The sequence below is a fragment of the Joostella atrarenae genome (assembly GCF_021764745.1).
GTDB classification, from domain to species: Bacteria; Bacteroidota; Bacteroidia; order Flavobacteriales; family Flavobacteriaceae; genus Galbibacter; species Galbibacter atrarenae.
Window position 1 is genome coordinate 40,976 of sequence record NZ_JAETXX010000008.1, and the last position, 13,851, is coordinate 54,826.

Here is a 13,851-nt window from a genome sequence, read left to right on the forward strand (position 1 = left end):
GTTGATTCTTTGAAGCGTTAAGACTATATTTAGTAATATCTTTAGTTATGGATATTATTTATAATACTTACTTTTTTAATTTATCTCATAATTTCATTCTATAACCTAAAATACTAGATTAAGCAACAGTATTTCAAACAAAATTCTAATTAAAGAATCTGCTCCGAAAAACCAATTATAACACAACAGAATCCTTAAATGTATGTTAAAAATGTTAAAGTGATACTTTTATGGATACCCACTAAAATACGAAGTCTCCAGTTCCCTATAGACACTGGGGAAATATAATTTTAGTCGTTCTCCCCGACTCCACAACACTCAAAAATATCTAGCACATTAAAGCTATTAAAAATAGCAAGCTGGTTTAGATATTTTTAAAAGATTTAAGGTGCCCATCATTTTTTTATGATGGGTATTTTTATTTGCAATAGTGGCTAATGGTGATCTTGAAAAAAATCTCCCCGACTCCACAACAAAAAAGCTCAACTAACTTTATAAAGTTAGTTGAGCTTTTTTTATAATATATACTCTTCTTATTGAAATACTTAAAAAAAACTACGGATTAATCCAATTAGTATCTACCGCTTGTGTATTTCTATTCAAATAATTCTTTCTAATGTTCTTCAATTTATGTGCATTTAATGAAGATGCGATGTTATTTATATCCACCTCTCTTTTGAGATCGTACTTCATTAATAAATAGTGAGCACTTGGTTCTTCTATATCTATCTCATCTATCCATCGATACAGTTTATCCATAATTTTATTTTTATTACTGCTTCCAACTGTACGCTTCAATTGGTTGAAATAATACAACTCTGAATTCCTATATGCTTTTCTACGTTTTATTATGTACGTAATTAATTTTCTAAGAAGATAAATTACTATCAATAATACCGCAATTACAATGATGGCAGCAATGATAAAATCCTTCACAGAAAGTCCTAAAATTGTTAAAGGCTCTTTTTCTTTAGTTTCTGCAACAATCTTCTCTTCTTGGAGTTTTAGAGAATCACGAACACTTTCTAGCATTCCCAAATCTGGATTTGCTGCTACATTAACACTAAATCCTTTAATCGTTTTTTTATAAAGCTTCTGTCTATATGGATTATACCAAGTATATACTTTGTCTGGAATTACCGTTTCTCCTTCTTTCTCGAATAAATACTGAATAGTTTCTGTACGTTGAGCGCTAATAGCGGTTTTAGATTTATAACTATCTATTGTACTTCTCCCAGGATACATACTCACATTTGGAACAGTATCCCAAACGGTTGGCGGAATCAACTCTGGAACCGTCCCCCCCACTTTTCTTGTTATAGTACGAACTAATACATCTCCTACTTTTACATTATTACGATTTCCAGACCAACGCTCGCTAGCTGTTAAGCTTGAAGCCACTAACCATTCGTCGCCTTTAAAACTTGGCGGTGTTGGCTTAACTTTTATAACTTTCTCCTTTGTTTTTACGATACGTTTTACTCCTTTATATCCTCCTGGAGCAGGTGTTTCTACTTCAATTTCAAGAGCTGGGAAAGTAACATCATCTTCACTAAAGGGAAATACATGATAAATAAGTTGTACTCCAGCATAATTCTGCCCATTTCTAGAAAACGATTTACTTACAGGTCTAAAATATATTGTAAAAGCGCCATTTACTTTGATATTACCAAGGTCGAGTCCCGTTGTAAACCAAGTTGATGTATATACCGTAACACTTACTTGTACTGGCTCGCCAACATAAACGCTCGATTTATTTAAGCTCACCTCACCCCACAACGTTTGTGATGTTGCTCTAGAAGAAACAAACAAACATAGCATCAGCGCTAAAACTACATATATAACATTACCATTCTGTTTCATCTGTACTTTTAGGTTTAATGTTATACTTCTTTACTTGATATTTAAATTTTCGTTGTAAAAACAGCGTTGGATCATCATCAACTTTACGCATCAAAACTTTATCTTTATTTTGTTGTTGCATACTCGCTTTAACATCATCGGGCACTTCATCAAGCTCTTTTCCTTTACGAATATCTGTGTCTACATTTTCCTCTTTACGCTTCTTCTTCATATCCTCTTTGGTAGCTTCTTGTCCACCACCACTAAGGTCTTCCATATCCTCATTCCTCTCATTCTTAGCTTTCTGTTCTCCTGCGGATTCTTCTGCATTTTCTGCACTCATCTTATCGGTTCCAGGGAGCATTTTCTGAAGCATATTATTATTTGCTACAGCAGCATCCATAGTTGGATCCATTTCTGCAGCCATTCCAAATGCATATTGAGCAGCAGCATAATCTCCGTTCTTAAAATATGCCAATCCTAAATTATAAGAACCTACAGCCGTTGTATCTTTAGAAAAAGCTGTTATTGCCGATTCATAATCTTCATCTTTAAAATAAGCTACTCCTTTTCTTAATGGATCTTTATAGGCTTCTGCAGCTGCTTTATAATCTCCAGCATCTGATAATCGTTGCCCTTGATAATCTTCTGTATACCATAAATCTTGAAAACTAGTCTCACTATTACAAGATGTTAAAAGGACAAAAACCAATCCATAAAGCACCCATCCTTTACGATACCACAACAGCATACAAAATGCCATAGGAACAACTAGCAACAAACCAGCGTCTCTCCAATCGTCTTCCTTTTCTTCAGGCTTTTCATTAAAAACTAAGTTCTTACTGATTCTTTTAGCTATTAACTCCACATCACTATCATCTAAAGTAAGTGTTTGCACATCAATCCCTTCAATAGCCTGTAAGCTTGCCATTATATTAGCATCTAAAAACGATCTTACTGGTTCCCCTTTACTATCTTTTATATTATACCTACTATTTGGTGAAGGAATCTCAGACCCTCCAACAGTATTCATAGGTAAAATGATAACTTTATTTTTTGACTCTCTGACAAAATTGTTCAGAATCATTCTTTCTTTTTCTGAAAAATCATCTGAAAATAATACAATTGTACCAGGTGCTTTTGTGACTTGCGTTAATGAATCTCCAAGAACTAATGCCGCATTTAAATCGGATCCAGGAAAAGGCATGGTTGATGGTTTTAAACCTTCCACATGGCTTTTTACAATCTCATAATCTTTAGTTAATGGAACTATCGTGTGTGCAGTCCCAGCAAAACCTACAAGAGCCATTCTCGCTCTTGGATTATATTTTATAAGATCTTGAATTTTAAATTTAGCACGTTCCAATCTATTGGGCTGGATATCTTCTGCCATCATACTTTGTGACAAATCCAATAACACAACCATTGGTGTTTCTAACTTCTGACCTGGCACTTCTACTTTTTTCCATGTAGGCCCAGCTAATGCTAGAATCCCAAAAGCCATTGTAAAAAGTAAAAGCATATGCATCCAGAATTTAGCTGTGTTACTTCCTTTAGAAATAACATACTTACGTAAATGTGGAGCTATGATTTTCTTCCATTTCATTTCTTGGCGCATAGCTATTAAACTAATAATTACCAAAACCAATACAGCCACCAATAACCACAGAAATTGCGGTCTTAAAAAGTGAAAATCACTCCAATTTATAGGAAATAAATCTTTATACATGGCTTTCCTCCTTTTGATTGATGCGTTTAAATAACTTTATTAAGGTTAAAAAGAACATCATTAATAGTATAATTCCAATTGCTGCACCCAATGGATAATAGTAAAGAAGAGTTACAGGTTTGTTTTCCTCTTCTTCATATTCTATAGGCTCCAATTTATCTAGTTCAGCATAAATTTGCTCTAATCTTTCTTTATCTTTTGCTCTAAAATATTGTCCGTCTGTAAGATCAGCAATATCTTCAAGGGTTCTTTCATCTAAATCATTTCCTGCTCCACCTGGATCTCCAATTCCTACTGTATAAATCCTTACTGTATCTTTTTGTGCAATATCAGCAGCATCAAGTGGTAAAATATCTGTTCCAGCATCCACACCGTCCGTAAGCAATAACATTACTTTCGTCTTTATAGTGTCTTTTTCAAACATTCCTACACCTTTAGTAATGGCTTTTCCAATATGTGTCATTTGCCCAGCCATACCAACGTCGGCTTCTTCTAGCATTTGATCTACCACTTCTAAATCTGGCGTAAAAGGCGCTTGGATATATGAACTAGAACCGAAGAAGATTAATCCCATTCGATCTCCTTCTCTTTTCTTAATAAAGTCGTGCATTACATCTTTAACGGCATCCCATCTACGAACTTTCTTACCATCTATTTCCCAATCTTTTTGCGCCATACTAAAAGAAATATCGGCTGCAATTAAAAAGTTTCTAGATGTTTTAACTTTCATTTCTGGTTTTCCTACCAACTGAGGCGAAGACAATGCTCCAAGAATTAATATCCAACATAAAAACATACAAATCCATACGAATAGATTTCTACGTTTTACTAAAGCTGCTTTCTTTGGTTTTTGATTGGTATATTCTACCGCATAATCAAATACAGGATAAAATAAAGATGCACTTTTTATTCGCACTGATGGGAAGAGTACATATACCAAAAAAGGCAATGGAATCAAGAAAAATACCCACAGGTTCGCTATTTCAAAATTATCAGGCATGTGTTTTTATCCATTTTTTTGAGTTTAACAAAATAGCAGCTTTTTGCTTATCACTTGCCATATCACTTTTATATACTGTCGCTTCAATATCTTTTTCTAAGGAAAGAAATGCTACTCCTTTTCCGGTTCTATCTAAAAACTCTAACCACGATTTTCCATATAAACTTCCTACCTCATCACGACCGAAAGTTTTAATAGCAACTATCTTTAATATTGCTAATGTCTCTCCTATAGAATTAACTACTTTTAATTTATTTAAAGCTTCTCTACGATATGCATTTCGTCTATAATTTCTTATCATGAAGTAAGCCGATATGCATAACACAAGAACAACTATTACTGCTAATATTTTCCATCCTACAGTTTCGAAAGTAAACGGTATAGGATCTGGCTCATATAGCTTTTCTAGCTGCAACGATTTTAACTCATCAGGAATAGAATCCTTTTGTATAGTATCGGTTATTTGTTGAACACCTATCATTTAACTGCGCTTAATTTTCCTAATACTTCTCTTAATTGATCGTCTAAAGGTTGTACCGTATCGACCATAAAAACAGGTACTCTATACTTTTTCATTTCATCTTGGAAATTGTAATAGTTGGTATCAAAACCTTCTTTAAAAGCCTCTCTAGTTGCTTTATTTTTTCCATCTATTACAATCTGATGTGTTGTATTACCAGCTACAAATTTTTGCTTCGGAATAATGTTTTCCATAGGATCTGAAACTTTTGCCAACACCAAATCGTTATGTTGGGATATTGCAGCAATAGATTTTATCAACCTTGGGGAATACCTTAAAAAGTCACTAATAATCACTACTAAAAAATCATGCGTTACTATATTGTTGATACGCTGAATAACATCTTTTAAAGCACTATCAAACTCAATAGGTTTTGATGTTTTTAACTCGTGATTTCGCTGTACAACTTTTTCTAAAAGATTCAATACATTCTTTCTACTACGCTTTGGTTTCACAACATCATAGCCATCATCAGCAAAAACAATCCCTCCTACTCTATCTCCTTCTTTTAAGACTCTAAAAGCTGCTACTGCTGCCAATTCAGCTGCAACTACAGATTTAGTGCGCACTTTAGAACCAAAAAACATAGATTTAGATTGATCGACAACAATAAGTATCGGCTTCTCCTTTTCTTCAGTGTATACGCGTGTGTGTGTCTTTTGAGTTCTAGCAGTAACTTTCCAATCGATATTTCGAATATCATCACCATTTACATAATTACGTACCTCTTCGAACTCTAATCCACGTCCACGAAGTTTTGAAGCATGTTTTCCCGACAATGAACTATTCACCTTATGTTTTCTAGATAAGAAATTAAGGTTTCTAGCCGAGTGTTCTTTTTTCATTAACTCGGATAAAGAAGTAAAAACGTCTTGAGGATATTCTTTATTTTTTGCCATACGAACACATCATAAGATTGTAGTAACCTATATTAAGCAACTACAGCCACTTGTTTTAATAATTCTCCAATTACATCATCAGCACTAACGCCCTCTGCATTGGCTTCATAACTCAATATTAATCGGTGACGTAGACAATCGTGAACCACAGCACGAATATCATCTGGAGCTACAAAATCATTTCCTTTCATCCAAGCGTGTACCCTACAAGCTCTATCAATAGCAATAGATCCCCTTGGACTAGCTCCATAATCTATCCAAGAAGCTAATTGTTCGCTATATTTTGACGGGTAACGTGTACCTGATATAATGTCAACAATATACTTCTCCATAGCCTCAGAGATTGTCACTTTAGCGATTTCTTTTCGTGCATCAAAAATAACTTGAGGTTCTAAGAGCTCGTGCGGTTTCTCTTTAGTCTTTTTCTGCTCCTCTCTATTAAGACGAAGAATTGCTAATTCGGAAGCATCATCAGGATAATCAATAATAACATGCATTATAAAACGGTCCATTTGAGCCTCTGGTAACGGATATGTTCCTTCTTGCTCAACAGGATTCTGAGTTGCCATTACCATAAAAAGAGGTTCCATAGTATAGGTTTTTCCAGCGACAGATACTTGTCGTTCTTCCATCGCCTCTAACAAGGCACCTTGAGCTTTTGCAGGAGCTCTATTGATCTCATCCGCTAAGATTAAGTTACTAAAAATAGGTCCTGGTTGAAACACAAATTTATCCTCTAATTCTGGTTGATAAATTTCGGTTCCTGTAATATCAGAAGGTAATAAATCTGCTGTGAACTGAATACGACTTAATCCGCAATTTAACTCCTTAGCTAAGGTCTTAATTGCCCTTGTTTTTGCCAATCCAGGTAATCCTTCTAACAGCATATTACCATCTGCAAGAAGTACTAATATAATTCGTTCTATTAATGTATCTTGCCCTATAATGGCGCTTCCCATTCTTTCTTTCAGGGCAGTTATAGACTCGTGTGGTGTCATACTATATTATTTACAATTAATATATTGTTCTTATTGAAAACTAAATACTTGTTTGAAGTCATTTTTCATATCTACAATCATCCAATTCTTCTCTTTGGCTTCTACTAATGCAGATTCTAAATGTCCACTTACTGTTTTGGTATCATATGCAAACTCACGCTCTGCATCTGTATGATGTAATAAAATACATAAAGATCTGTATTTAGAGCTACTTGTGTATTGCATCATTGCTTGATCTCCATCACTATTTCCTCCACACAAAACAGGCTTTTTACCTATAAATCTATGAATCGCTTCTGGTTTCTTCGTTTTATCATCATTAAAGAAAGGTCCCATTTCCTTAGAAACTGTTGGTACACCATCTACGATTTCATATTTTAATTCTCCATAACTCCCAATCACTTGGTAAGGTGGAATTCCGTATATTTCTTCAGTCCATACACGCATAAAATCTGCACCACCTCCACTTACTATAAATGTTTTGAAATCATGAGTTCTAAGGTACTTCAATAACTGTACCATAGGCGAATAAATCATCTCCGTAAATGGTTTATCAAAGCGTTTGCTTCTAGTAGTATCTATCCATTTTCTAACAGAACTATTAAACTCATCTTCAGTACGTGCATTGTGAGTTTTATTCATTAAGTCTACTAGACCAGCTACTCCCTTCTCTTTAAGAGGCTTGTAATCTCCTTTAACGGCAGCACTTAAAATAGGATCTTTTTGCCATTCAGGTTTATTTGGATATTCAGCTTTTAAATAATCAATAGTGTATTGTAACTGATTAGGAATAGGTTGCTCTGTCCATAGCGTACCATCATTATCAAAAACAGCAATTCTATCTTCAACTGGAATAAAATCTGCTGAAGATTCATCTGTAACCGCCGCTACCCAATCTACAATTCTTTTCTTAGGAGCGTCTGCCCAAGCATCTAATGAGTTGTCATTGCTAACACTAGCAGTTTCCACCTCTTCAACTATTGAACTTTTTTCAGACGCAGGAGCGCCTTCTTTACAACCAACATTAAGCATTAATGCTGCTGCTAAAAATGTAAAACTTATTTTTTTCATATCTCTTCTTTTTAAAATAAAAACTTAACACCTGTATAAAGCATAGGTTCCGTATTAACTACATCATATTGTGGTTCTAGAAATAAGTTAAAAACGGTTCCATCTGTTTTAAATATTTTACCCACACCAGCACCAAATGGCACCTCATGCTGACCAGTAACAAAATTAAAAAGCATTCTTGGATGCCCTCTAAAATACCATCCATGCTCAAAATCATGATAAATTCCAGGCTGTAATTCCATCATAAAAACATCATTACCACCTTGCAAGGTTACTAATGAAATAAACTTCCATGTTCCGATTTTGCTTACTGATACAAAGTTCACACCTCCTGCAAATTTATTTTCATGCAAGTAACTTACTACCGCTCCAACTCCAAATTGATGGTTACCATCTTCAGAATGAAAAAGTCTGGAAACTAAAAAATTAGCACTGTTAAATTGATTCTCATTAGGCCTATAATCATCATCATAGTTAAATGCAGTGTCAACCTCATTTCCGTAGTTAAATTCATATTCAGCAGTAAAACGGTAAAACCATTTACCGTAAGTCATATTCCCTAATATCTGTAATCGAGACTGATTATCTCCATAAAAACGATTCCAAATACCCAGAGTTGGACTCGGATCAATAGGATTATTAGCGTCTTGTGCAGCAAGGTTAGGAATGCTTAAAAGAACAATTGCTAAAAATGGTAAAATGTATTTCATATTGATTATCTTTTAGGTTTATATGGCTCTGGAGTTCCTAAGATAATTGGAGGCTCCTCTTTTAAAGTTGCTTGAAATTTTAATACTTGATGTGTAATAGCAGGTAACACCCATGTTAAATTTTGAGCTCCTGTAGAGTCATCTCCCCCATGAATTCCATATAATTCTTTAGGATCTCGAAGTAAATCGTGTACTCTAGGGAAATTATGCTTAACAGGTTTGTCAAACATACTTTCGTGCTTATAATAATGTATTTTAAAATTCCTCCATTTATAGGCAAACATATCGTCTCCATTATACACTGGGAATCCTTCTCTTTCAGATTTTGTAGTCTCCCCTTTAAAAAGTGGCATTTGATCAACTCCATCTATTATTCTATCTGAAGGCACTTTATAACCAGCAACATCAGCTAATGTTGGCATTACATCTGTCATATGAACAATTTCATTAGATTTTTGTCCTTCTGGAATTTTCCCTGGCCAACGTATTAAGCATGGTGTTCTTAAAGAACCTTCCAAAGCTGTAAAGTAAAAACCTCTCCAATAACCCGCTGTACCGAACCAGTTAGGAGCCTCTTCAGGACCATTCTCACTCATCCAAATGACGATTGTATTTTCACGCACTTTTAAGTCATCTATAGCATCTAATATTTGCCCCGTGTTTGAGTCGATCTCCATTAATACATCTCCCCATGATCCGTTTCCAGATTTACCTTCAAATTTAGGATTAGGTAATGTTGGTAAATGCGCTAATGTATATGGAAGGTATAAAAAGAAAGGCTTATCATCTTGCACTTGTCTTTTCATGAAGTCTATAGATTTTTCTGTAAGTTCACCATCTATAGTTCTTCTTGTATCTACATTGTATTCTTTAACTTTTTTTGGTGTACTTCCTTTTGTAGCTTCCACTATTTGTGGTGGAGAAACTACCGTTGGGTCGTAACCTGCCTGTGATGTATATTGAGATTCATCTGTAGTATTTGCAATTCCGTACCATTCATCAAACCCTTGATCGGTAGGATAACGCCCTTTCATATCTCCCAAATGCCATTTCCCGTACATGGCTGTAGCATATCCTTGTTCAGAAAAAAGTTCAGCCATGGTTTTTTCCCATCCGACTAAACCATACGGCAATCCCCAAACCACTTTTGTTGTTCCAGATCTTATTGGGTGACGCCCGGTCATTAAAGCCGATCTACTCGGCGTACATTGTGGTTCAACATTAAAATTAAGGAGTTGCATTCCTTCTGATGCTAGTTTATCTAAGCGAGGTGTTTCTGCTCCTCTTAGCAAACCTCCTCCGTAAGCACCAATTTCACCCCATCCTAGGTTATCCATAACAATAACAACCACGTTTGGTTTCTCTTGGGCATTGGTAGCACTTAAAAAAGCACTAAATAATAAGAAAAGGACAAACCTATTTTTGAAATTATCAATTTTCATAATTAATAAAATTATACGCAAGGTGATTTCCTCACATAGTTCAATAAAACTATACTAGAATAGTATTTCTTTTAGGTATAAAGGGGGAAGTAATTCTTGTTAGTATTGATGTAGCTTAAGATTTTAAAGTTCCATTCAGAATCAATTTAAAAAAGCTGTAATCATCTAAAACCAAGACAAGTTTTCTAAAAATTAATTGATAAAAATTCGGAGTGCATTTAAAATACACACTCCGAATTTATATTATTAGGTTACTATAAAGTAACTCATTGTTATAATGAAAATATTAGTTTTTCACTGGAGTTTTCATTTGCTCAACAACCTCATCAATAGATAAAGAAGATCCTTTAACAGGAGGGAATTCTTTAAATGTACCTAAGAAGTTAGAAGCCAATTGCTGTGCTGGCACAAACATCCACATGTTATCTGCATACCATCTGATGTATAATGCAGATTTCCATGAAACTTCATATGGATCAGCTCTTAAGTTGATTACTACTGGCCAACTTGGAGATTTTCTATAAGCTTCCGCTATAGAACCTTCCATAATTGTAAAGTGTAATTTAAAGTCTTTGTAACGAATAGCATTTAAGTTACCAGCTGCATCAAAGTAGAAAATCTCTTTTCTAGGTCCTTCTGGCACTTGCCCTTTAAAGTACGGCATTAAGTTATACCCATCTAAATGAGCCTTAAATGTTTTTCCGTTCGCTTTATATCCTGTAAGCATCTTTTTAACTAAATCTGGCTCTCCCGCAGCAGCTGCCAAAGTAGGCATCATGTCTTCATGAGAAAAGATGTCATTATAAACAGTTCCTGGCTCAATTACACCTGGCCAACGAATAGCTGCTGGCACACGGAAACCACCTTCCCAAGTAGTTCCTTTTTCTCCAGCAAAAGGAGTAGAACCACCATCAGGCCATGTAAATTTCTCAGCACCATTATCTGTAGAATACATAATAATTGTGTTATCCATAATACCAAGTTCATCTAACTTAGCTAATACACGACCAACACTTTTATCGTGCTCTACCATACCATCTGCGTACAGACCAATACCAGTAACACCTTCACTTTCTTCATCTAAATGAGTCCAAACGTGCATACGAGTTGAATTTAACCATACAAAGAAAGGTTTACCATCAGCGTGCGCTTTTTCGATAAACTTAATTGCAGCCTCTTCAAACTCTTTATCAACAGTTTCCATTCTCTTTTTAGTTAATGGGCCTGTATCTTCTATTTTACCATCAGAATATGAGTGTAATACTCCTCTAGGTCCGAATTTTTTTCTGAATTCTGGATCTTTTGGGTAATAATAACTTTCTGGCTCCTCTTCAGCATTTAAGTGATAAAGGTTTCCAAAAAACTCATCAAAACCATGATTTGTAGGAAGATGTTCGTCACGATCTCCTAAGTGATTTTTCCCGAATTGCCCTGAAACATAACCGTGTGGCTTTAATACTTCTGCAATTGTTGGTTGATTATCTTGGATCCCTTGTTTTGCTCCAGGCATACCGATTGTTAACAAACCAGTTCTAAATGGATGCTGTCCTAAGATAAAAGCAGCTCTACCTGCCGTACAAGATTGCTGCGCATACCAATCGGTAAACATAGCTCCCTCGTTAGCAATACGATCAATGTTAGGAGTTTCGTACCCCATCATACCTCTATGGTAGGCACTTACATTGCTCCAGCCTATATCATCCCCCCATAGAACTAGGATATTTGGCTTGTCTTGAGCAACAAGTAAATTGGCCATCAACAAGAGTGTTAATGACATAAAATAGTTTTTCATGTTCATAATTAAATAAATTAAATTGACAAATCTCTATGTGGGTAAAGGGGGAATTCTTATTTAAATATACTAATAATTTATTAATCTCCTACCCTAATCAATAACGAAATTTTGATTAGAATAGGAGGTCATATATTAGTTTATATAATTTAATTTGTTCCTGGAGGAGTCTGTAACTGCTCCATTACTTTATCTAAACTAAAACTAGCAGCTTCCATTCTTGGAGGATACTCTTTAAATGTTTTCAAGAAATTACCTACATAAGTTTGTGCAGGAACTAATAAAAACAAGTGGTCTACAACCCAATCGTAGTACGTATTTGATGTAATTTGAGCGAACTCATAAGGATCTCTACGCAAGTTAAAAAGTAATGGAACTCTTAATGGTACAAATGGATCTGCCCATACAGCTAAAGTACCAGGGGTTTTTTGTTCCATAAAAATCAGTTTCCAATCATCATAACGCAATGCTGTTAAATCTCCATCATCAGAGAAATAAAATATCTCATGACGTCTTCCTTCTTCTTCTTTTCCAGTTAAATAAGGCAACATATTGTACCCATCTAAATGTACTTTAAAGTTTCTTCCGTTAGCAGAATATCCTTTTAATAATTGATCTTTAACTTTATCATTTCCAGCTGCTGCTAAGAAAGTTGGCATCCAATCCATTCCTGAGAAAATTTCATTAGAAACCATTCCAGCAGGAATTTTTCCAGGCCATCTTACCATTGCAGGCACACGCCAACCACCTTCCCAGTTGGTATTTTTCTCTCCTCTAAAAGGATTTAAACCAGCATCTGGCCATGTATTTTTATGAGGACCATTATCTGTAGAATACATTACGATAGTATTATCAGCAATTCCTAATTCATCTAATAAATCTAAGAACATACCAATATGCATATCGTGCTCTACCATACCATCTCCATAGTCATTTTGCCCCGAAAGACCTTTTACTTCTGGTTTAATATGAGTTCTAAAGTGCATACGCGTACCATTCCACCAACAAAACCATGGCTTTCCAGCAGCATTCTGTTCTCTAATCCAATCCATAGCCGCTTTAGATGACTCATCATCTATAGTTTCCATACGCTTTTTAGTAAGTGGGCCCGTATCTTCTATTTTACCATCAGCAGTAGAATGAATTACTCCTCTTGGTCCATAATTTTTTGCGAAATCAGGATATTTTGCAGGGTCTGGATAATCTGGTAATTCTGGTTCCTCTTCAGCGTTTAAGTGATAAAGGTTTCCAAAAAACTCATCAAAACCATGATTTGTTGGAAGATGTTCGTCACGATCTCCTAAGTGATTCTTTCCGAACTGCCCTGAAACATATCCTTGTGGTTTTAATAATTCTGCGATAGTTGGATCTTTTTCTGAAATTCCTTCTTTCGCTCCTGGCATACCAACTTTACTTAATCCAGTACGAAAAACGCTTTGTCCTAGTATAAATGAAGAACGCCCAGCAGTACAACTTTGTTCTGCATAATAATCAGTGAAAATCGCACCCTCTTTCGCAATTTTATCAATATTGGGTGTGCGGTAACCTACTAACCCCATCGTGTAGGCACTAATATTGGATTGCCCAATATCGTCCCCCCAAAGAACAAGAATATTTGGCTTGTCCTGAGCAACTAACAAGTTAGCCATCAACAATAGTGTCAATGACAAAAAAGAATTTTTCATAACCATAACTAACAAATTAAATTGATTCTACATTTAATGTAGGGTGGAGGGAATATTCTACTAATATAACATATATAAATATTATATTAAAAAAAAGACAGTTTTTTAAGCACTGCTTTTCCCTACAAATATAGTGTAATATATTCTCTTGTTCTGAATTTTT

General features: G+C 35.0%; 11 protein-coding genes. All 11 read right to left on the reverse strand.

Annotated features, from left to right (window positions below; all coding sequences use genetic code 11):
• Positions 1-555: 555 nt before the first annotated feature.
• Positions 556-1,863, reverse strand: a complete 1,308-nt coding sequence (locus JM658_RS12055) for a BatD family protein (protein WP_236959522.1) — start codon at positions 1,861-1,863, stop codon at positions 556-558.
• A complete protein-coding gene (locus JM658_RS12060) occupies positions 1,847-3,571 on the reverse strand; it encodes a VWA domain-containing protein (RefSeq protein WP_236959523.1) in 1,725 nt (574 codons plus the stop codon). The genes JM658_RS12055 and JM658_RS12060 overlap by 17 nt, the downstream gene beginning before the upstream one ends.
• Complete coding sequence (locus JM658_RS12065; protein ID WP_236959524.1) at positions 3,564-4,571, reverse strand: VWA domain-containing protein; 1,008 nt, start codon at positions 4,569-4,571, stop codon at positions 3,564-3,566. The genes JM658_RS12060 and JM658_RS12065 overlap by 8 nt, the downstream gene beginning before the upstream one ends.
• A complete protein-coding gene (locus JM658_RS12070) occupies positions 4,564-5,052 on the reverse strand; it encodes a DUF4381 domain-containing protein (protein WP_236959525.1) in 489 nt (162 codons plus the stop codon). Before JM658_RS12070 ends, JM658_RS12065 begins: the two co-directional genes overlap by 8 nt.
• Entirely contained in the window at positions 5,049-5,990 is a 942-nt protein-coding gene (locus tag JM658_RS12075; RefSeq protein WP_236959526.1) for a DUF58 domain-containing protein, read from the reverse strand. The genes JM658_RS12070 and JM658_RS12075 overlap by 4 nt, the downstream gene beginning before the upstream one ends.
• A 32-nt stretch (positions 5,991-6,022) precedes the next feature.
• Positions 6,023-6,988: an AAA family ATPase gene (locus JM658_RS12080; protein ID WP_236959527.1), complete on the reverse strand. Its 966-nt coding sequence runs from the start codon at positions 6,986-6,988 to the stop codon at positions 6,023-6,025.
• Between the two features lie 30 nt (positions 6,989-7,018).
• Positions 7,019-8,059, reverse strand: coding sequence for an HAD family hydrolase (locus JM658_RS12085; RefSeq protein WP_236959528.1), 1,041 nt, complete (start codon positions 8,057-8,059; stop codon positions 7,019-7,021).
• 11 nt (positions 8,060-8,070) lie between these two features.
• Positions 8,071-8,769, reverse strand: coding sequence for a hypothetical protein (locus JM658_RS12090; RefSeq protein WP_236959529.1), 699 nt, complete (start codon positions 8,767-8,769; stop codon positions 8,071-8,073).
• A gap of 5 nt (positions 8,770-8,774) precedes the next feature.
• Complete coding sequence (locus JM658_RS12095) at positions 8,775-10,211, reverse strand: arylsulfatase (protein WP_236959530.1); 1,437 nt, start codon at positions 10,209-10,211, stop codon at positions 8,775-8,777.
• A 286-nt stretch (positions 10,212-10,497) separates the two neighbouring features.
• Positions 10,498-11,988, reverse strand: coding sequence for an arylsulfatase (locus tag JM658_RS12100; RefSeq protein WP_236959531.1), 1,491 nt, complete (start codon positions 11,986-11,988; stop codon positions 10,498-10,500).
• Between the two features lie 164 nt (positions 11,989-12,152).
• The gene (locus tag JM658_RS12105; RefSeq protein WP_317207874.1) at positions 12,153-13,673 is read right to left on the reverse strand and encodes an arylsulfatase; all 1,521 of its coding nucleotides are present in this window, start codon (positions 13,671-13,673) and stop codon (positions 12,153-12,155) included.
• Positions 13,674-13,851 lie beyond the last annotated feature (178 nt).

What these genes read in the sequence shown, in the direction of transcription:
- JM658_RS12095 (WP_236959530.1), bottom strand. Translation starts at nt 10,211, where the DNA reads ATGAAAATTGATAATTTCAAAAATAGGTTTGTCCTTTTCTTATTATTT.
- JM658_RS12055 (WP_236959522.1), bottom strand. Translation starts at nt 1,863, where the DNA reads ATGAAACAGAATGGTAATGTTATATATGTAGTTTTAGCGCTGATGCTA.
- JM658_RS12085 (WP_236959528.1), bottom strand. Translation starts at nt 8,059, where the DNA reads ATGAAAAAAATAAGTTTTACATTTTTAGCAGCAGCATTAATGCTTAAT.
- JM658_RS12075 (WP_236959526.1), bottom strand. Translation starts at nt 5,990, where the DNA reads ATGGCAAAAAATAAAGAATATCCTCAAGACGTTTTTACTTCTTTATCC.
- JM658_RS12060 (WP_236959523.1), bottom strand. Translation starts at nt 3,571, where the DNA reads ATGTATAAAGATTTATTTCCTATAAATTGGAGTGATTTTCACTTTTTA.
- JM658_RS12080 (WP_236959527.1), bottom strand. Translation starts at nt 6,988, where the DNA reads ATGACACCACACGAGTCTATAACTGCCCTGAAAGAAAGAATGGGAAGC.
- JM658_RS12090 (WP_236959529.1), bottom strand. Translation starts at nt 8,769, where the DNA reads ATGAAATACATTTTACCATTTTTAGCAATTGTTCTTTTAAGCATTCCT.
- JM658_RS12070 (WP_236959525.1), bottom strand. Translation starts at nt 5,052, where the DNA reads ATGATAGGTGTTCAACAAATAACCGATACTATACAAAAGGATTCTATT.
- JM658_RS12100 (WP_236959531.1), bottom strand. Translation starts at nt 11,988, where the DNA reads ATGTCATTAACACTCTTGTTGATGGCCAATTTACTTGTTGCTCAAGAC.
- JM658_RS12065 (WP_236959524.1), bottom strand. Translation starts at nt 4,571, where the DNA reads ATGCCTGATAATTTTGAAATAGCGAACCTGTGGGTATTTTTCTTGATT.